Source organism: Pseudosulfitobacter pseudonitzschiae (assembly GCF_002222635.1).
In the GTDB taxonomy this organism is placed as follows: domain Bacteria; phylum Pseudomonadota; class Alphaproteobacteria; order Rhodobacterales; family Rhodobacteraceae; genus Pseudosulfitobacter; species Pseudosulfitobacter pseudonitzschiae_A.
Map to the genome: position 1 here is coordinate 1,998,519 of NZ_CP022415.1, position 18,735 is coordinate 2,017,253.

Here is an 18,735-nt window from a genome sequence, read left to right on the forward strand (position 1 = left end):
ACCTGGTGGTGAACAAGGCGGCGGCCCCTCCTCCCAGGTGTCGTCGCACCTTCTACCCCGATCAAACGGGGATATAGATCGCCACCTGGCCTCTCCTCCTCCCTGGCCCGGTGGTGAAACAGCGCGGCGGTCCCTCCTCCCAGGTGTCGTCGCACCCTATAATTGTCGGGCCTCTCCTCCTCCCTGGTCCCGACAATTGCAAAGGCGGCGGTCCCATCCTCCCGGGGCCGCCGTTTTTTTATGTATTGCCGGTTTTATCGTCGAAACGCGCGCGGGCAGCGTCAGTGCATCTGCCGCCGACCCGCAGCACCGCCACGCCGATGAGGCGTAGGCACATAGCGTGTTGCCGCATGGATGTGGTCCAGAAATGCGCTGACTGCAGGGCCGGGATTGTCATCATCCCAACCGGCCAGCACGTCACGCGCCGCTTGTCCGGGCCGCACATCTTGCGGCAGGGTAAACACCCATTCCAGAAACCCCGCCCGTGCCGCGGCAGCCCCGTCAGAGGTGGCACCACAACCGGCATTATCCAGATCGGCAAGCCCTGCCACGATCCTTGAAAACATCTGTCGCCCTTTCCCGCCACGCCCCGTGACGTATTGAGTTGTGCGGACAGCTTAGGAAGGGCAGCACGGGGACGCGCCCGTACACAGCCGCTTCCATCGCCACCCGCGATTCACGTACATCCAAGGCTGGTTTCCGGGCTTGGGGCGGGTGGCCTTGCGGCCCGCGACTGACACCTTCCCGAAGGGTATTCCCCAGTGGTATTGCCAATCACATCCCACCCTCACCGTTGCGGGGGCAGCGCCGGCATTTCACCGGCTTCCCAATTCTCCGCCCGTGGGCGGCACCTTGGATGTTCAGACTAGGCGGGCGGCCTGCGCACAGCAAGCGCAAAGGCGGTTGCGGGCGATCATTTCAGACGCGCCCGCAGGCAGGGATCAAAACGGAATGTCGTCCGTGCCGGTGATGAATTTCGACACGACCTTCTTGGTTCCCGCCTTTTCAAAGTCGATCTCCAGCTTGTCGCCCTCGATCCCCACCACCGCGCCATAGCCGAACTTTTGATGGAATACCCGTTCGCCCACGGTAAAGCTGCTGACCGCACTGGCGTCGATTGTGGTGTTGCGGGTTTCGCGTGGCTGGCTGACCGACCGGTCCTGGCTGCGCGCCTGCAACCGCCGCCATCCGGGCGAATTATAGACGTTCGCCTCGGCTGCGGCCTCGTGCAGACGGGATTTGACACCCGCCATACCGGCAGCGCCGTAGTTGCCACCGTGCAGGCCCGGCGGGGTCAGAACGTCCACGTGATCCGATGGCAATTCGTCGATGAACCGTGACGGCAGCGCCGATTGCCATTGCCCAAAGACGAACCGGTTGGACACGAAGGAAATTGTGCAGACTTCTTCGGCACGGGTGATGCCGACATAGGCAAGGCGGCGCTCTTCCTCCAGTCCCTTGACCCCGCTTTCGTCCATCGAGCGTTGCGAGGGGAACAGACCGTCCTCCCAACCCGGCAGAAAGACCATCGGGAATTCAAGACCTTTGGCCGCGTGCAGGGTCATTATGCTGACCTTGGCGCCCTCGCCCTCTTGTTCGTTGTCCATGATCAGGCTGACGTGTTCCAGAAACCCCTGAAGGTTCTCGAAGTTGTGCAGCTGGTTGATCAGTTCCTTGAGGTTTTCCAGACGCCCCGCCGCTTCGGGCGTCTTGTCGTTCTGCCAGTGGGCGGTATAGCCGCTGTCGTCGAGGATGATTTCGGCCAGTTCGATATGGTTGTAGTCGGGCGGCGTGTCGGTTTCCGTGTCCACCACGCTGTCGTCGTCGTCCATGATCCGGGTGCCACTGGCGCGCATCATGGCAGACCAACGGTCGATCCCCTCGACCAGCTTGCGGAGCTCGGTCCCGCCCTTGCCCTTGATCAACCCCTGCTCGACCGCCAGCCGCGCCCCTTCGACCAGGTTGACGCCGTTGGCGCGCGCGGTGATCTGGATGGTCTGCTGTGCCTTGTCGCCCAGTCCGCGCTTGGGGGTGTTCACGATCCGCTCGAACGCGAGGTCGTTGTCGTTGGACACCACGATGCGGAAATAGGCCATCGCGTCGCGGATCTCCAAACGCTCGTAGAAACGCGGGCCGCCGATGACGCGGTAGGGCAGACCGATGGTCAGGAACCGATCCTCGAAGGCACGCATCTGGTGCGAGGCGCGCACGAGGATGGCCATTTCGTCGAGGTTCATCGCCCGCAAACCGCGTGTGCCGCGCTGTGCGGCCTCGATCTCTTCACCGATCCAGCGGGCCTCTTCCTCGCCGTCCCAATGGCCGATCAGACGGACCAGTTCGCCTTCGGTCTCTTCCGTCCACAATTCCTTGCCCAGACGGTTCGCATTACCTGCGATCACGCCGGAAGCGGCGGCCAGAATATGCGGGGTCGAGCGGTAGTTCTGTTCCAGCCGGACAACATGCGCGCCCGGAAAATCCTTTTCGAACCGCAGGATATTGCCCACCTCGGCGCCGCGCCAGCCATAGATCGACTGGTCGTCGTCACCCACGCAACAGATGTTTTTGTGCCCACCTGCCAGCAGCCGCAGCCACAGGTATTGGGCGACGTTGGTATCTTGGTATTCGTCCACAAGGATGTAGCGGAACCAACGCTGGTATTGCTCCAACACGTCGGGGTGCTTTTGAAAGATCGTGACCATGTGCAACAGCAGATCACCGAAATCGGTGGCGTTCAGGTCGATCAGGCGACGCTGGTATTGGGCATAAAGCTCTACGCCTTTGTGGTTATAGGCCCCCGCATCCGCTGCCGGAATCTTGTCGGGTGTCAGAGCGCGGTTTTTCCACGCATCGATGACACCGGCCAGTTGCCGCGCGGGCCAGCGTTTGTCGTCGATGCCCGACGCGCTGACCAGTTGTTTCAGCAAGCGCAGCTGGTCATCTCTGTCCAGAATCGTAAAGTTCGACTTCAACCCCACCAGTTCCGCATGCCGCCGCAACAGCTTGACGCAGATCGCGTGGAAGGTGCCCAGCCAGGGCATCCCCTCGATCTGCTGGCCCAGCATCTGGCCCACGCGGTTCTTCATCTCGCGCGCGGCCTTGTTGGTAAAGGTCACCGCCAGCACTTCGTTAGGGCGCGCACGACCCATCATCAGCAGATGCACGATTCGCGCGGTCAGCGCGCGGGTCTTGCCGGTGCCTGCCCCCGCCAGCATCAGCACGGGGCCGTCCATCTGTTCAACTGCGGCACGTTGGGCCGGATTCAGACCGTCCAGATAGGGTTGCGGGCGCGCGGCCATCGCGCGTGCGGACAGCGAAGCGCCCTCGAAGGCGTCCATTTCATCGAAATTGCTCATCCCCCCTACATAAATCGGAACGCACATTAAGAAAAGCCATGTTCCCAAAATGTTCCGATTCGGTTTGCGAATTTATGAACGCGGGGCCGATGGCGCGGGAATCTGGCGGTTTGGTCTGAATTCGAGTGTCTTTTGCGGGTTGTTAACCATCGGTAACCAAATCTTAACCATTGCGACCCTACGCTTTCAGCCAGTCGCGCCTGATTGCCTCTGTTCAACCCCGAGAGAGCCGCCATGCTGTTCACGACCGATGCAAAAGAACTGCGCAACATTCTGGATGAATTCGATCTGCCGATGTTCGTGGCGGAACGGCGCGATGACGCCGACCATGACGAATTTGTGCTGCTGGCCAACAATACCCTGCATGAACAGATCACGGGCCTGCGGCTGGAAGACTTAACCATGCGACGCCCCTCGGAGCTTTTGCCCGCCGATCAGGCCCGCGAGGTGAACCGCCACTATGGAGAGTGCGTCGACCGTAGGGGTTTGACCCAATACAGCGAAATTCTGAACCTGCCCGAAGGCCCGATTGTCTGGGACACCACGCTGCGTTTTCTGGACGCAGGCCCCACCTGTAAACGCATCATCGGCAGCGCCACATGCCTGCAAAAGCTGGGGCACGACATGCGCGAGACGGCGGCGTTCGAAGATGTGCAGTGGCATGCCGTTGATGCCACGTATAAAATCAGCAAGCTCAGCGCCCTGACCGAGGCGATACTGAAACACGACGTTACCCCCACTCAATTGATCAACTCGGCGCAGGCGATGGATGGTCTGCTGCGGATGATCACCGAAAACCTCTATGACATCCGCAAAGTCGCTGAAGACCGGTTGTCGGTGTCCAAGACGCAGGGTGCCACTGTGCAGTTCAAAACCACGCGGCACTGCCGCACTCAACGGTTGGCCACATCGGAACAAGCCGTGCGTATTCTGCTTGATCTGGTCGGGGATGCCTTGCAAATGCAGGGCCCGCAGCAAAAGCAATTGATCGACTGACCGCGAACTGCCTGACAATCAACTGACAATCCGGCAGTACCGGATCGTGTTGGGGTCTGCCATTCTGCAAGGTCTGCCCAATAGTTTGGCATTGGACCAATGGCTGCGCGTTTTGGGGGCTTTGCCACCGCCGCATCCGCGCCTTGTCGCAACTTTTCAAAGCCAGAGCCGCACAGCTTGCCAGTGACACCTGTTATATCCGGCATAAGGTGAAAGTCACGGCCATCAGATCCGATGCCTCAGTCAGCGGGTGTACGAACTGCATGTTTCACCTTAGACATTGCGTGACCGCCCACAGTCCGCTTTTACAAAGGATGTCCTGCTTTGACCGAATTCACGAAAATCCTCATCGCCAACCGTGGCGAAATCGCCATCCGCATCATGCGTGCGGCCAACGAGATGGGCAAAAAGACGGTTGCCGTCTTTGCCGAAGAGGACAAACTGGGCCTGCACCGGTTCAAGGCGGACGAAGCGTACCGGATCGGTGAAGGGATGGGGCCGGTGGCCGCCTATCTGAGCATCGAGGAGATCATCCGCGTGGCCCGCATGTCGGGCGCGGATGCGATTCACCCCGGTTATGGGCTGCTATCGGAAAACCCCGATTTCGTTGACGCATGTGATGCGGCGGGCATCACGTTTATTGGCCCCAAAGCCGAAACCATGCGCGCGCTGGGGGACAAGGCCAGCGCACGGCGCGTGGCGGTCGAGGCGGGTGTGCCGGTGATCCCTGCGACCGAGGTGCTGGGCACCGACATGGACGCGATCCGGACCGAGGCAGCCGAGGTCGGCTATCCTCTGATGCTTAAAGCGTCATGGGGCGGCGGCGGGCGGGGCATGCGCCCGATCAACGCCCCCGAAGAGCTGGAAGAAAAGGTGCTGGAAGGCCGTCGCGAGGCCGAGGCGGCCTTTGGCAACGGCGAAGGCTATCTGGAAAAGATGATCCTGCGCGCGCGCCACGTCGAGGTACAAATTCTTGGCGACAAACATGGCGGCATGTACCACCTGTATGAGCGCGATTGTTCCGTGCAACGGCGCAACCAAAAGGTCGTGGAACGCGCACCTGCCCCCTATCTGACCGACGCACAGCGCGAGGAGATTTGCGCGCTTGGCTACAAGATATGCAAGCATGTGAATTACGAATGTGCAGGCACCGTCGAATTCCTGATGGATATGGACGACGGCAAGTTCTATTTCATCGAGGTGAACCCGCGCGTGCAGGTGGAACACACCGTCACCGAGGAAGTCACCGGCATCGACATCGTGCGCGCACAGATCCTGATCGCCGAGGGCAAAACCATTGCCGAGGCGACCGGCAAGGACAGCCAAAGCGACGTAACCCTGAACGGTCACGCCTTGCAGACACGGATCACCACCGAGGATCCGCAGAACAACTTTATCCCCGATTATGGCCGCATCACCGCCTATCGGTCGGCGACGGGGCTGGGCATTCGTCTGGACGGCGGCACCGCCTACAGTGGCGGGGTTATCACCCGCTATTACGACAGCCTGCTGACCAAAGTCACGGCCAAGGCCCCCACGCCCGAAATGGCCATCGCCCGTATGGACCGCGCCCTGCGCGAATTCCGTATTCGCGGCGTCAGCACCAATATTGCCTTTGTCGAGAACCTGCTGAAGCATCCGACGTTTCTGGATTACAGCTATACCACCAAGTTTATCGACACGACGCCCGAGCTGTTCCAGTTCTCGCGCCGCCGCGATCGGGGCACCAAGGTTCTGACCTATATTGCGGATATTACCGTGAACGGTCACCCCGAGACCAAGGACCGCCCCCTGCCCGCCAATGCCCGCGCGCCCAAGGCGCCCGCCCCCGCGCACGAGCCGAACATGGGCACGCGCAACATGCTGGAACAACACGGCGCGCAGGCCGTTGCCGACTGGATGAAGGCACAAAAGCAGTTGCTGCTGACCGACACGACCATGCGCGACGGGCACCAGTCGTTGCTGGCCACGCGGATGCGGTCAATCGACATGATCCACGCGGCCCCTGCCTATGCCGCCAACCTGCCGCAACTGTTCAGCGTCGAATGCTGGGGTGGTGCAACGTTTGATGTGGCTTACCGGTTCTTGCAGGAATGCCCGTGGCAGCGCCTGCGCGATCTGCGTGCGGCGATGCCCAACGTGATGACGCAGATGTTGCTGCGTGCGTCGAACGGCGTGGGCTATACCAACTATCCCGATAATGTGGTGCAGTTCTTTGTGAAACAGGCCGCCGACAGCGGTGTCGACGTGTTCCGTGTGTTCGACAGCCTGAACTGGGTGGAAAACATGCGTGTGGCAATGGACGCGGTGGTGGACAGCGGCAAGATCTGCGAAGGTACGATTTGCTACACCGGCGATCTGCTGAACCCTGACCGCGCGAAATACGACCTGCAATATTATGTGAAGATGGGGCAGGATCTGAAAGACGCAGGCGCGCATATTCTGGGTCTGAAAGACATGGCGGGACTGTTGAAACCCGCTGCCGCCAAGGCGCTGATCGGCGCGTTGAAACAAGAGGTCGGCCTGCCGATCCACTTCCACACCCACGACACGTCGGGGGCGGCTGCGGCCACGGTCATGGCGGCTGCCGATGCGGGCGTTGATGCGGTGGATGCGGCGATGGATGCCTTCTCGGGCGGCACCTCACAGCCTTGTCTTGGGTCCATCGTCGAGGCCCTGCGCAACACCCCGCGCGACACCGGTCTGGACACGGCTGCCGTGCGCGAGATGTCGGATTACTGGGAAGGTGTGCGCGCACAATATGCCGCCTTTGAGGCCGGGCTGATGGCCCCTGCGTCCGAGGTCTATCTGCACGAGATGCCCGGCGGGCAGTTTACCAACCTCAAGGCGCAGGCGCGCTCGCTGGGGCTGGAAGACCGCTGGCACGAGGTGGCGCAGACCTATGCGGATGTGAACCAGATGTTCGGCGATATCGTGAAGGTCACGCCCTCGTCCAAGGTGGTGGGCGACATGGCGCTGATGATGGTCAGTCAGGGTCTGACCCGCGATCAGGTTGAAGACCCCAAGACCGACGTGGCCTTTCCCGACAGTGTCGTGGACATGATGCGCGGCAATCTGGGCCAGCCTCCGGGCGGGTTTCCTGCAGGCATCCAGAAAAAGGTGCTGAAGGGCGAAAAACCTTCGACCGACCGCCCCGGCAAGCATCTGAAACCTGTAGACATCGAAGAGACCCGCGCGCAGGTCAGCAAGGAGCTGGAAGGCAAGACCGTAGACGACGAGGATCTGGCAGGCTATCTGATGTATCCCAAAGTGTTTATGGACTATATGGGCCGTCACCGCGCCTATGGTCCCGTGCGGACCCTGCCCACGCATACGTTCTTTTACGGGATGAGCCCTGCGGAAGAGATCAGCGTTGAAATCGACCCCGGCAAGACGATGGAAATCCGCCTGCAGGCTGTGGGCGACACCGGTGAAGACGGCGAGGTTAAGGTGTTCTTTGAACTCAACGGCCAGCCGCGCGTGATCCGTGTGCCGAACCGTCTGGTAAAATCCACCACCCAACAGCGCCCCAAGGCCGAGATGGGTAACCCCAACCACATCGGCGCGCCGATGCCCGGTGTGGTGGCGACAGTGGCCACATCCGCAGGCACACAGGTGAAAGAGGGCGATCTGCTGCTGACCATCGAAGCGATGAAGATGGAAACCGGCATCCACGCCGAACGCGATGCAGTGGTCAAGGCGGTGAACGTGCAACCCGGCAGCCAGATCGACGCCAAAGATCTGTTGATCGAGTTGGAGTGACAAAAGCGCTGATCGACACGCCACAACCTCTGTCCGGGACTTTCGGGCAGAGCCACACACCGGAGCCCCCATGCAACGCCTTGCCCTGATTTCCCTGCTGGTGCCCGACTATGATGCGGGTATCGCCTTTTACGTCGACAAGATGGGGTTCGAATTGCTTGAAGACACCGACATGGGCAAAGGCAAGCGTTGGGTGCGGGTGGCGCCTGCGGGGGCAGAGACCGCGTTTTTGCTCGCCCGAGCGGTGGGCCCGCAGCAAACCGCCGCCATCGGCAATCAGGGCGGCGGGCGGGTCTGGCTGTTTTTACAGACCGACGATTTCGCCGCTGACCATGCGCGGCTGCGTGCCGCCGGCGTTAGCTTTGAAGAATCGCCGCGCGCCGAGCCCTATGGAACAGTTGCTGTCATGCAGGACATTTTTGGCAACCGCTGGGATCTGATCCAGTTCGCGCAACCCGCCCCCTGACCTGCCCCGTCACTTCTGCCCCGCCATGTCAGCCACGGGGCAAATGTGAACTTTTTTTAAAGAACCTCAATTTTCCACTTGCAGCCGGATGCCCGCGTTTGTACATCCGCCCTACCAAAAGGAAGCGGGCGTAGCTCAGGGGTAGAGCATAACCTTGCCAAGGTTAGGGTCGGGCGTTCGAATCGCCTCGCCCGCTCCAATTTGGTCCTGCCCACCCACGCAGGAAACAGACAAGGCCGCCTTCGGGCGGCCTTTCTGCTGTTTGGGGTGCCGTGCCCTCCACCCCGATCAATATTACTGTCGCATATCCAACGCATCGGCTCCCGCTTTCCACCCGCGCCGACTCCCCCAGAATGATAGACGTCTCTCAAAAAATGATTGACGTCTATCATCGTGACTGCTCTACACGTCACAGGGAGAGATCAATGAACAGTCGGCGGCCAACTTTGGCAGACGTCGCGCAGCGCGCGGGCGTCAGCTATGCGACGGCAGACCGCGTCGTGAACGGGCGTGGTGGCGTGTCGGAAAAGACCGTGCGCAACGTGCGCACAGCAGTCAGTGATCTGAACTATGTGCGCAATGTTGCTGCGGCCAATCTGTCCCAGCAGAGGTATTACCGCTTTGCCGCCGTGCTGCCCGAAGGAACCAATGCGTTCTTTGCGCGGATGCGCGCCTTGCTTGGGGCTGCGGCTGAACGGCTGTTGGTGGACCGTGTAAATCTGACCATCGAAACAGTTGCCGCATTCGACCCCGGCGCCTTGCGCGACCGGCTGGAATCGCTGGCTGCCGAAGGTGTGGATGGCATTGCCCTCGTGGGCAGTGATGATGTTTCAACCGTAGACGCCATCGCCGCCCTGCGCGACGGCGGTATTCCGGTGTTGACGCTGGTATCAGAAGTGCCCGGATCAAACCGCGCGGCCTATGTGGGGATCGACAACACCGTCGCGGGCAGCACCGTTGCGCGGTTGATCACACTGGCGCATGGCGGACGCAGCGGGCGGATTTTGCCGATTGTCGGCGGGCTTTCGGCACGCGACCACGCCGACCGGATGCAGGGATTACGCAACACTGTGCCGTCGCAAATCACGCTGGCACCGGTGATCGAAGGGCGCGATCGTTCTGATCTGGTCGAAACCTTTGTTGCGGATGCTCTAAAGGCTGACCCGTCGATCACCGCCATCTACAGCGCGGGTGGCGGCAATTCAGGTCTGGTGCGTGTGCTAAAGTCCCTGCCCCAAGACCGCCCGCGCCCCATCGTGGTGCTGCACGAACTTGTGGCCAATACCCGCAGCGCACTGGAACAAGACCTTATCGACATCATCATTGACCAGCGCCCCGAAGAAGAGGTGGCCCGCGTCATCGAAAGCTTGCGCCTGCTGGCCGACCGGCGCGACCCGCTCATGACCGATCCGATTGTTCCGACGATCTACGTTCGTGAAAACCTTCCCCAAGATACACAAAGCACACAAGCAGGAGAGCCGCCGAAATGAGCAGCTTTTTCAACGATATCGCCCCCCTGACCTATGACCCCGATGCCGATGGTCTGGCATTCCGGCACTACAATCCCGACGAAATGCTTCAGGGTAAGCGGATGGAAGACCACCTGCGTTTTGCCGTTGCCTATTGGCACAGTTTTGCGTGGCCCGGTGGTGACCCGTTTGGCGGCCAGACCTTTGACCGGCCCTGGTGGGGCGAGACGATGGATGGAGCGCGGCTGAAGGCCGAAATCGCGTTCGAAATGTTCGAGATATTGGGCGCGCCCTATTTCTGCTGGCACGACGCCGACATCCGCCCCGAGGGTGCGACATTCGAGGAGAGCAAGCGGAACTTTGACGAGATCATTGATCTGTTCGAAGAGAAAATGGAAAGCTCGAAAACCAAATTGCTGTGGGGCACGGCCAATCTGTTTTCAAACCGCCGTTTCATGTCGGGCGCGGCCACCAACCCCGACCCTGATGTATTTGCGTGGTCTGCGGCGACGGTGAAAAACTGTCTGGATGCGACGCACCGCCTGAAGGGGCAGAACTATGTTCTGTGGGGCGGTCGCGAGGGGTACGAGACGCTGTTGAACACCGACATGGGGCAGGAACTGGACCATATGGGCCGCTTTCTGTCGATGGTCGTCGATTACAAGCACAAGATCGGTTTCAAAGGGCAAATCCTGATCGAGCCCAAGCCGCAAGAGCCGACCAAACACCAGTATGATTACGATGTTGCCACTGTTTACGGCTTTCTTCAGCGGTTCGGGCTGGAGAAAGAGGTGAAGGTGAACATCGAACAGGGGCACGCGATACTGGCGGGTCATTCGTTCGAACATGAACTGGCGATGGCGCGCGAGCTGGGCATTCTGGGGTCGATCGACATGAACCGCAACGATTACCAGTCCGGCTGGGACACCGACCAGTTCCCGAACAACGTGCCGGAAATTGCGCTGGCCTATTACGAAATTCTCAAGGCGGGCGGGCTGAAACAGGGTGGCACCAACTTTGACGCCAAATTGCGCCGCCAGTCGCTGGACCCGTCCGATCTGATCGCAGCACACGCCGGGGCGATGGATGTCTGCGCGCGCGGTCTGAAAGCTGCGGCGCGGATGCTGGAGGATGACGCGCTCGAAGCGCCGCGTCGTGCGCGCTATGCCGGTTGGGAAACCCCCGAGGCACAGGCCATGTTGACCAGCGATCTGGCGACGGTCGCAGCGCGGGTCGAAGGCGGCGGGATCAATCCCGAACCACGCTCGGGCCAGCAGGAAAAGCTGGAAAATATCGTGAATCGCTACGTCTGAACGACGCAAGGGAGGAAATCATGAAGACCATCAAAGGGCCGGGGCTGTTTCTGGCACAATTCGCAGGCGACGAGGCCCCGTTTGACAGCTGGGGCGGGATCACCAAATGGGCCGCCGACTGTGGCTATAAGGGCGTGCAGGTGCCCGTTTGGGATGCACGGCTGGTTGATCTGGACAAGCTGGCCACGTCGGAGGCCTATCGCGACGAATGGGTGGGCCAAGCCCGCGACAACGGCGTCGAGGTTACCGATCTGTCGACGCATATTCTGGGCCAGCTTGTCGCGGTACACCCCGCATACGACTCATGGGTCGACAGCTTTGCCGCCCCGCAGGTGCAGGGCAAGCCCAAGGAACGCACCGCCTGGGCTGTCGAACAGGTGAAAAAGGCGCTGACCGCCTCGAAACATCTGGGGATCGGGCAGCATGTAACGTTTTCGGGCGGGCTGTGCTGGCCTTTCATGTACCCTTTTCCGCAGCGGCCACAGGGTATGGTGAAAACCGCCTTTGCCGAGTTGGCCAACCGCTGGCGTCCCATTCTGGATCACGCCGAGGACTGCGGCGTTGATGTCTGCTATGAGATCCACCCGATGGAAGACCTGCACGACGGGGTCACCTTCGAGATGTTCCTTGAACAGCTTGACGGGCACGCACGCTGCAACATGCTGTACGATCCGTCGCATTACGTTCTGCAATGTCTGGATTATCTCGAGAACATCGACATCTACGCCGAGCGGATCAAGATGTTCCACGTCAAGGATGCCGAGTTTAACCCGACCGGCCGTCAGGGCGTTTACGGCGGCTACCAGCCGTGGGTCGACCGCGCGGGACGCTTCCGCAGTCTGGGCGACGGTCAGGTCGATTTCGGCGCGATTTTCTCGAAGATGGCGGCGATTGATTTCGACGGCTGGGCGGTTGTGGAATGGGAATGTGCGCTGAAACACCCCGAAGACGGGGCCCGCGAGGGGGCGCAATTCGTCAAGGATCACATCATCCGCGTCACACCGCACGCCTTTGACGACTTTGCCGGTGGCGACATCGACGAGGCGACCAACAAAAAGCTGCTGGGGATTGATTGATATGAAACGCATCAGACTGGGCATGGTCGGCGGCGGCAACGACGCCTTTATCGGCGGGGTCCACCGCATTGCCAGCCGCATCGACGGGCATTTCGATCTGGTCGCGGGCGCGCTGTCCTCGACCCCAGAAAAGGCCCGCGCAAGCGCCGAGGCGCTGGGGCTGGACCCAGCGCGCTCATACGGCAGTTTCGACGAGATGGCCGAGGCTGAAGCCGCCCGCGAGGACGGCATCGAAGCGGTCAGTATCGTGACGCCGAACCACGTCCACTACCCTGCTGCCAAGGCGTTTTTGTCGCGGGGCATCCATGTGATTTGCGACAAGCCGCTGACAGCGACGTTCGAAGATGCCGAGGCCTTGGGCCCGGCTGTGGCCGCGTCCGACGCGCTGTTCGTACTGACGCACAATTACACCGGCTATCCGATGGTCCGTCAGGCGCAGCAGATGGTGACAGACGGCCAGATCGGCACGATCCGTGTCGTGCAGATGGAATATCCCCAAGACTGGATGACCGACGCGGTCGAAACCGAAGGCGTAAAGCAGGCCGAATGGCGCACCGACCCCGCGCGATCCGGCGCAGGTGGGGCCATTGGCGACATCGGCACACATGCCTATAACCTCGCGTCCTTTGTCACTGGCCTGTCGGGGCAGGAATTGTCGGCAGACCTGCACAGCTTTGGCACGGGGCGGCAGTTGGACGACAACGCACATATCATGCTGCGCTACAAAGGCGGTGCGCGCGGGATGCTGTGGTGCAGTCAGGTCGCTCCGGGCTGTGAAAACGGGCTGCGCCTGCGGGTTTACGGCGAAAAAGGCGCGCTGGAGTGGGCGCAGGAAGATCCGAACTATCTGTGGTTCACACCGCATGGCGACGCCACGCGGCGGATTACACGCAATGGTGCGGGCGCGATTGACGCGGCCACGTCGGTCAGCCGCATTCCCCCCGGCCATCCCGAAGGCTACCTTGAAGGGTTCGCCAATATCTACACCGAAGCCGCAAGCGCAATCCGTGCCGTCCAAGACGGCCAATCGCGCGACGCCGTAATGGGCAAGCTGCCGGGGATCGCCGCAGGACTGGAAGGCATGTCGTTCATCCGCGCCTGCGTTGCGTCGTCTCGCGACAATGCGGCATGGGTCACGTTGTGACGCCGCCACCTGTCCTTTCGCTGCGGGACGTGACCAAAAGCTTTGGTCCGGTCGAGGTTTTGCATGGCCTTGATCTGGATCTGCGAGCCGGCGAGGTTCTGGCGCTGATCGGGGAAAACGGCGCCGGAAAATCCACGACGATGAAAATTCTTGCCGGATACCAGCCCGCCACATCGGGGCGCATCCTGCTGGATGGTGAAGAGGTGCAGTTCGACACGCTGCACGCGGGTGAGGATGCAGGGATCGTGATGATCCATCAGGAATTCAACCTTGCCGAACAGCTGACCGTTGAACAGAACATCTTTCTGGGCCGTGAATTGCAGCGTGGCTGGTTGCTGGACAAGGCGCGGATGCGCCAATTGACGCGCGAATATCTTGCGCGGGTCAACTGCCATGTGCATCCAGACACACTGGTGTCGAAACTGTCGAATTCGGACAAGCAGATGGTCGAGATTGCCAAGGCACTCAGCCGCGACGCGCGGGTGTTGATCATGGACGAGCCGACTGCCGTGCTGACCGGTTCCGAGGCGCGTATCCTGTTCGATCAGGTGCGCGTCATCAAGGCGGCGGGCACGGCCATTTTGTTCACATCGCACAAGCTGGGAGAAGTGGCAGAGATTGCCGACCGCGTCACCGTTCTGCGTGATGGCGCGGTGGTGCATCACGGGCTTGCCCGGGACACATCCGAAGACGCGATGGCCACAGCAATGGTCGGACGGGATGTGTCGGACCTGTTTCCCGACAAACCGGCCGCTGCCCCCGACCGCGAGACGATTATGCGCGTCGCGGATCTGAATGTGCCGGACTATGCCAGTGGCATCGGCTTTGAGCTGAAACGGGGCGAGATTCTGGGCATTGCTGGGCTGATCGGGTCGGGCCGGACCGAGGCAATGGAAGGTTTGTGCGGTCTGCGCCCTGCCTCAATCGGTACGCTTGAAATCGAAGGTAAACCGGTGCGCATCGCGCGCCCCTCGGACGCGTTGGAACACGGGCTGTGCTATCTGACCGAAGACCGCAAATTGCGCGGGCTGCTGTTGCAAAAGGGCATGCGCGAAAACCTGACCCTGCAGGCGCTGCACAGGTTCGGCGGGTTTCTTGTCGATCAGGCCGCCGAGAACCGTGCGCTGGATCAGGCGATAAAAGATTTCGACATTCGCGCCGGACGCCGCGGCATCCGTGTTGGCAATCTGTCGGGCGGCAACCAGCAAAAGCTGTTACTGGCCAAGGTAATGCAGTCAGAACCAGTGATTTTGATCGTCGACGAACCGACGCGGGGCATCGACATCGGGACCAAGCAACAAATCTATATGTTCCTGCGCAGACTTGCCGATGCGGGCCATGCGATCGTCGTCATCTCGTCCGAGATGCAAGAGGTCATCGGCCTGTCGGACCGTGTGATGGTCATGCGCTCGGGCAAGGTGGCGGGCGTGCTGTCGGGCGACGGGATCACAGAAGACGCAATCGTGCGGCACGCTATGGGCGTGGGCGCAAACAGTTCTGAAAAGGTGGCATAATGACAACCGAAACCCTGAAAACAGGTGCCCGCCGGACGTTGCCGTCGATGAGCGTGCTTGGACCCGTGATCGCACTGGTCGTGCTGGTTGTGATCGGTGCCGCGATGAACTCGAACTTTCTGGGTGCTGCGAACATCAGCAACGTGCTGGCGCGCTCTGCCTTTATCGGGATCATTGCGGTCGGCATGACCTTTGTGATCACTGCAGGCGGGCTTGATCTGTCGGTGGGGTCGATGGCGGCCTTTATCGCGGGATTGATGATTTTGGTGATGAACGCCGCCCTGCCGACGTTGGGCGTGGGGGTGCCGATCATCCTGCTGGGCATGGCTGTGGCACTGGTCGCGGGCATACTGGCGGGGCTGCTGAACGGGTTTTTGATAACCACGCTGGGGATCGAGGCGTTTATTGTCACCCTTGGCACGATGGGCATCTATCGCAGCCTTGTGACTTGGCTGGCCGACGGCGGCACCCTGAGCCTTGATTTCGGGCTGCGCACTTTTTACCGCCCTGTCTATTACGAGGGAATTCTAGGCATCAGCTGGCCGATTATCGTCTTTGCGCTAATGGTGATCATCGGTGAAATCCTGATGAGCCGGTCGCGCTTTGGCCGCCACTGCGCTGCCACTGGATCAAGCGAACACGTCGCCCATTATTCCAATGTCAACGTGAACCGCACCCGCCTGCTGACCTATGCGATGCTGGGTATGTTGGTCGGGGTCGCCACAATCATGTACGTTCCGCGCCTTGGCTCGGCGTCGGCGTCGACCGGTGTGCTGTGGGAACTGGAAGCGATTGCAGCCGTGATCATTGGCGGCACCATCCTCAAGGGCGGCTTTGGCCGCGTCTGGGGCACGGTGATCGGCGTGCTGATCCTGAGCCTGATCGACAATATTCTGAATTTGACCGACCTGGTTTCGCCCTATCTGAACGGCGCGATTCAAGGGGTTATCATCATTCTCGCTGTAATCTTGCAGCGCGAAGCCAAGGCGAAAGGCTGAAAGCCGCGCCATTTTTAGGGAGGAAGATATATGTCCTACATGAAATCAGTACTTGCCGGATGCACGGCCATCGCCCTGACCGCAGGGGCCACCTTTGCGCAGGATGCAGAGGTCAAAGTGATCGGCGTGTCGATTCCTGCTGCGACCCACGGTTGGGCCGGTGGCATGAACTTTCACGCCCAGCAAACTGTCAACCGGCTGGAAGAAGTCTATCCCAACCTCGACTTCGTGCTTGCCACGGCCTCTGACGCGGGCAAGCAGGTGAACGACATCGAAGACATGGTGGCCACGCGCAACATCAGCGCGCTGGTGGTTTTGCCGTTCGAATCCGCCCCGCTGACCCCGCCGGTTCAGGCCGTCGCTGAAAGCGGCGCATGGGTCACCGTTGTAGATCGCGGCCTGTCCATCGAAGGCATCGAGGATCTGTACGTCGCGGGCGACAACCCCGGCTTTGGCCGCGTATCGGGTGACTATATGGTTGACCAGATGCCAGACGGCGGCAAGATCGTCGTGTTGCGCGGCATCCCCACAACCATCGACAACGAGCGTGTGGAAGGATTTCAGGCAGCCATCGAAGGGTCGGGCATCGAGATCATCGACATGGAGCACGGCAACTGGAACCGCGATGACAGCTTCAACGTGATGCAGGACTTTTTGTCCAAACACCCGCAGATTGATGCGGTCTGGGCGTCGGACGATGACATGGCCGTGGGCGTTCTGGGCGCGATTGACGCGGCAGGCCGCGACGACATCCAGTTCGTGCTGGGCGGTGCCGGCATGAAGGAAATGGTCAAACGCGTCATGGATGGCGACAAGATGATCCCCGCCGACGTGACCTATCCACCGTCGATGATCGCCACCGCGATTGAAATGACAGCCGTGGGCATGACGTCGAACGCCCCGGTTTCGGGTACGTTCACCATCGGGTCGGTTCTGATCACAGCCGAGAACGCGGCGCAGTTCTACTATCCCGACAGCCCGTTCTAAGACCAGCTTCCGGACAGGTCCGCCTGTCCGGAAACACCACTGCAAAAGCAGCAGGCTAGAATGCTTTGAACGTCATTGTGGTCAGCGACCGTTCGATGCCGTCGATGTCCAGCAAATGATCGTTGATATATTTGCCCACGTCTTCCCCTTCGGGAATATAGGCCTTCATCATCAATTCATAATGTCCGCTGGTCGAATACAGTTCAGAGTGGATTTCGCGCAGGGCTATTTCCTTGGCCACCTGATAGGTCGTCCCCGGTTTGCACTGGATCTGGATGAAAACGCATGTGGACATGGGGCCTCCGGTCGGGCGGTTGGTGTGGTGGTATTGCTGGCACAAATACACAGGGCTGCGCAATCCCTGCTGCACGCTCTTGGCCTGCGCGGATCGTGCGCCTATAAGGGCGGCGCAGTCATGTGAGGCACCCAATGCGCAGCGCTACCATCACCCGCCAGACGGCGGAAACCGAGATTTCAGTCACCATCAACCTTGATGGCACCGGTTCCTATGACAACCAGACCGGCATCGGCTTTTTCGACCACATGCTTGACCAGCTTGCCCGCCACTCGCTGATCGACATGACAATCCGCGCAAAGGGCGATCTGCACATCGACGATCACCACACCGTCGAAGACACCGGCATCGCGCTGGGTCAGGCGCTGGCGCAGGCCTTGGGCGACAAACGCGGCATCGTGCGCTATGGCAGTTGCCTGTTGCCGATGGACGACGCACAGGTGCGCACAGCACTGGACCTGTCGGCGCGGCCCTATCTGATCTGGAACGTCGCCCTGCCGACCGCGAAAATCGGCAGTTTCGACACCGAACTGGTGCGTGAATTCTTCACCGCCCTGGCCACACATGGCGGTATCACGTTGCATGTTGATATGTTGCACGGGCTGAACAGCCACCACATCGCAGAAGCCACGTTCAAATCTGTCGCCCGCGCGCTGCGCCAAGCGGTCGAAACCGACCCGCGCAAGGCCGATGCCATCCCGTCGACCAAGGGTGCGCTGTAACGTGCTGACAACGATTATTGATTACGACAGCGGCAACCTGCATTCGGCCCACAAGGCGTTCGAGCGGATGGCGTCGGAAACTGGCAACGGCACGGTCTGCGTCACCTCGGACGCTGATGTGGTTGCAAAGGCCGACCGTATCGTGCTGCCCGGCGATGGCGCCTTTCCGGCCTGCTGGGAGGCACTGAGCGGGCATTCGGGCCTGCTGGCCGCCCTGCGCGAAGCGGTCGAGGTCAAAGCCCGCCCTTTCTTGGGCATCTGTGTGGGCATGCAGCTGATGGCGACATTGGGCCGTGAATACCGCGACACCCCGGGGCTGGACTGGATCGCGGGCGCGGTTGTGCCGATCACGCCCGATGATCCTGCATTGAAGGTGCCGCACATGGGCTGGAACGATCTGGTTCTGGACGCGCCGCATCCGGTCTTTGACGGCATCAGCACCGGCGATCACGCCTATTTCGTGCATTCCTATCATTTCGAAGTCGCCGACCCCGCCCAGCGACTGGCGCATGTGGACTATGGTGGCGATGTCACGGCTGTCATCGGCACGGGCACCATGCTGGGGATGCAATTCCACCCCGAGAAAAGCCAGCGTGCCGGTTTGCAGATGATCGCGAACTTCCTGAGCTGGAAGCCCTGA

15 protein-coding genes, 1 tRNA gene and 1 riboswitch are annotated in these 18,735 nt (G+C 60.7%); of the genes, 13 read left to right on the forward strand and 3 right to left on the reverse strand.

Annotated features, from left to right (window positions below; genetic code table 11):
* Positions 1 to 281: 281 nt before the first annotated feature.
* Both SULPSESMR1_RS09670 and SULPSESMR1_RS09675 read right to left on the reverse strand, forming a co-directional pair.
* The gene (locus SULPSESMR1_RS09670) at positions 282 to 566 is read right to left on the reverse strand and encodes a hypothetical protein (protein WP_089420624.1); all 285 of its coding nucleotides are present in this window, start codon (positions 564 to 566) and stop codon (positions 282 to 284) included.
* A 107-nt stretch (positions 567 to 673) separates the two neighbouring features.
* A riboswitch (cobalamin riboswitch) is annotated at positions 674 to 870 on the reverse strand.
* Positions 871 to 941: 71 nt separating this feature from the next.
* Positions 942 to 3,353, reverse strand: a complete 2,412-nt coding sequence (locus SULPSESMR1_RS09675) for an ATP-dependent helicase (RefSeq protein WP_089420625.1) — start codon at positions 3,351 to 3,353, stop codon at positions 942 to 944.
* Between the two features lie 234 nt (positions 3,354 to 3,587).
* Here SULPSESMR1_RS09675 and SULPSESMR1_RS09680 point away from each other — a divergent pair, with 234 nt between their 5' ends.
* The 11 genes from SULPSESMR1_RS09680 to SULPSESMR1_RS09730 all read left to right on the forward strand — a co-directional run bounded on the left by SULPSESMR1_RS09680 (position 3,588) and on the right by SULPSESMR1_RS09730 (position 17,078).
* Positions 3,588 to 4,349 (forward strand): hypothetical protein, encoded by a 762-nt coding sequence (locus tag SULPSESMR1_RS09680; protein ID WP_089420626.1) that lies wholly within the window; start codon positions 3,588 to 3,590, stop codon positions 4,347 to 4,349.
* Positions 4,350 to 4,673: 324 nt separating this feature from the next.
* Positions 4,674 to 8,111, forward strand: coding sequence for a pyruvate carboxylase (locus SULPSESMR1_RS09685; RefSeq protein ID WP_089420627.1), 3,438 nt, complete (start codon positions 4,674 to 4,676; stop codon positions 8,109 to 8,111).
* Positions 8,112 to 8,181: 70 nt separating this feature from the next.
* Positions 8,182 to 8,577 carry a VOC family protein gene (locus SULPSESMR1_RS09690; protein ID WP_089420628.1) on the forward strand — a complete coding sequence of 132 codons (396 nt, stop codon included), beginning with the start codon at positions 8,182 to 8,184 and terminating at the stop codon, positions 8,575 to 8,577.
* Between the two features lie 124 nt (positions 8,578 to 8,701).
* Positions 8,702 to 8,776, forward strand: a tRNA-Gly gene (locus SULPSESMR1_RS09695).
* 226 nt (positions 8,777 to 9,002) lie between these two features.
* A complete protein-coding gene (locus SULPSESMR1_RS09700) occupies positions 9,003 to 10,067 on the forward strand; it encodes a LacI family DNA-binding transcriptional regulator (protein ID WP_162791886.1) in 1,065 nt (354 codons plus the stop codon).
* Positions 10,064 to 11,359, forward strand: a complete 1,296-nt coding sequence (gene xylA / locus SULPSESMR1_RS09705) for a xylose isomerase (protein ID WP_089420630.1) — start codon at positions 10,064 to 10,066, stop codon at positions 11,357 to 11,359. The genes SULPSESMR1_RS09700 and xylA overlap by 4 nt, the downstream gene beginning before the upstream one ends.
* 20 nt (positions 11,360 to 11,379) lie before the next feature.
* Entirely contained in the window at positions 11,380 to 12,435 is a 1,056-nt protein-coding gene (locus tag SULPSESMR1_RS09710; RefSeq protein WP_089420631.1) for a sugar phosphate isomerase/epimerase family protein, read from the forward strand.
* A 1-nt stretch (position 12,436) separates the two neighbouring features.
* Positions 12,437 to 13,579: a Gfo/Idh/MocA family protein gene (locus SULPSESMR1_RS09715; protein WP_089420632.1), complete on the forward strand. Its 1,143-nt coding sequence runs from the start codon at positions 12,437 to 12,439 to the stop codon at positions 13,577 to 13,579.
* Complete coding sequence (locus SULPSESMR1_RS09720; RefSeq protein WP_089420633.1) at positions 13,564 to 15,093, forward strand: sugar ABC transporter ATP-binding protein; 1,530 nt, start codon at positions 13,564 to 13,566, stop codon at positions 15,091 to 15,093. Before SULPSESMR1_RS09715 ends, SULPSESMR1_RS09720 begins: the two co-directional genes overlap by 16 nt.
* Positions 15,093 to 16,091, forward strand: a complete 999-nt coding sequence (locus SULPSESMR1_RS09725) for an ABC transporter permease (RefSeq protein ID WP_162791887.1) — start codon at positions 15,093 to 15,095, stop codon at positions 16,089 to 16,091. The genes SULPSESMR1_RS09720 and SULPSESMR1_RS09725 overlap by 1 nt, the downstream gene beginning before the upstream one ends.
* 39 nt (positions 16,092 to 16,130) lie before the next feature.
* Positions 16,131 to 17,078 carry an ABC transporter substrate-binding protein gene (locus SULPSESMR1_RS09730; RefSeq protein ID WP_089422266.1) on the forward strand — a complete coding sequence of 316 codons (948 nt, stop codon included), beginning with the start codon at positions 16,131 to 16,133 and terminating at the stop codon, positions 17,076 to 17,078.
* A gap of 55 nt (positions 17,079 to 17,133) precedes the next feature.
* Here SULPSESMR1_RS09730 and SULPSESMR1_RS09735 read toward each other — a convergent pair whose 3' ends face one another.
* A complete protein-coding gene (locus tag SULPSESMR1_RS09735) occupies positions 17,134 to 17,373 on the reverse strand; it encodes an Lrp/AsnC ligand binding domain-containing protein (RefSeq protein ID WP_089420634.1) in 240 nt (79 codons plus the stop codon).
* Positions 17,374 to 17,507: 134 nt separating this feature from the next.
* On the opposite strand from SULPSESMR1_RS09735, the gene hisB reads away from it, so the two are divergent.
* The gene (hisB, locus tag SULPSESMR1_RS09740; RefSeq protein ID WP_089420635.1) at positions 17,508 to 18,095 is read left to right on the forward strand and encodes an imidazoleglycerol-phosphate dehydratase HisB; all 588 of its coding nucleotides are present in this window, start codon (positions 17,508 to 17,510) and stop codon (positions 18,093 to 18,095) included.
* 1 nt (position 18,096) lies between these two features.
* Entirely contained in the window at positions 18,097 to 18,735 is a 639-nt protein-coding gene (hisH, locus tag SULPSESMR1_RS09745; RefSeq protein WP_089420636.1) for an imidazole glycerol phosphate synthase subunit HisH, read from the forward strand.

Bases quoted from the DNA above. Each gene is read 5' to 3' on its own strand.
- SULPSESMR1_RS09670 (WP_089420624.1), bottom strand. From the start codon at position 566: ATGTTTTCAAGGATCGTGGCAGGGCTTGCCGATCTGGATAATGCCGGT.
- SULPSESMR1_RS09675 (WP_089420625.1), bottom strand. From the start codon at position 3,353: ATGAGCAATTTCGATGAAATGGACGCCTTCGAGGGCGCTTCGCTGTCC.
- SULPSESMR1_RS09680 (WP_089420626.1), top strand. From the start codon at position 3,588: ATGCTGTTCACGACCGATGCAAAAGAACTGCGCAACATTCTGGATGAA.
- SULPSESMR1_RS09690 (WP_089420628.1), top strand. From the start codon at position 8,182: ATGCAACGCCTTGCCCTGATTTCCCTGCTGGTGCCCGACTATGATGCG.
- SULPSESMR1_RS09700 (WP_162791886.1), top strand. From the start codon at position 9,003: ATGAACAGTCGGCGGCCAACTTTGGCAGACGTCGCGCAGCGCGCGGGC.
- xylA (WP_089420630.1), top strand. From the start codon at position 10,064: ATGAGCAGCTTTTTCAACGATATCGCCCCCCTGACCTATGACCCCGAT.
- SULPSESMR1_RS09710 (WP_089420631.1), top strand. From the start codon at position 11,380: ATGAAGACCATCAAAGGGCCGGGGCTGTTTCTGGCACAATTCGCAGGC.
- SULPSESMR1_RS09715 (WP_089420632.1), top strand. From the start codon at position 12,437: ATGAAACGCATCAGACTGGGCATGGTCGGCGGCGGCAACGACGCCTTT.
- SULPSESMR1_RS09720 (WP_089420633.1), top strand. From the start codon at position 13,564: ATGGGTCACGTTGTGACGCCGCCACCTGTCCTTTCGCTGCGGGACGTG.
- SULPSESMR1_RS09725 (WP_162791887.1), top strand. From the start codon at position 15,093: ATGACAACCGAAACCCTGAAAACAGGTGCCCGCCGGACGTTGCCGTCG.
- SULPSESMR1_RS09730 (WP_089422266.1), top strand. From the start codon at position 16,131: ATGAAATCAGTACTTGCCGGATGCACGGCCATCGCCCTGACCGCAGGG.
- SULPSESMR1_RS09735 (WP_089420634.1), bottom strand. From the start codon at position 17,373: ATGTCCACATGCGTTTTCATCCAGATCCAGTGCAAACCGGGGACGACC.
- hisB (WP_089420635.1), top strand. From the start codon at position 17,508: ATGCGCAGCGCTACCATCACCCGCCAGACGGCGGAAACCGAGATTTCA.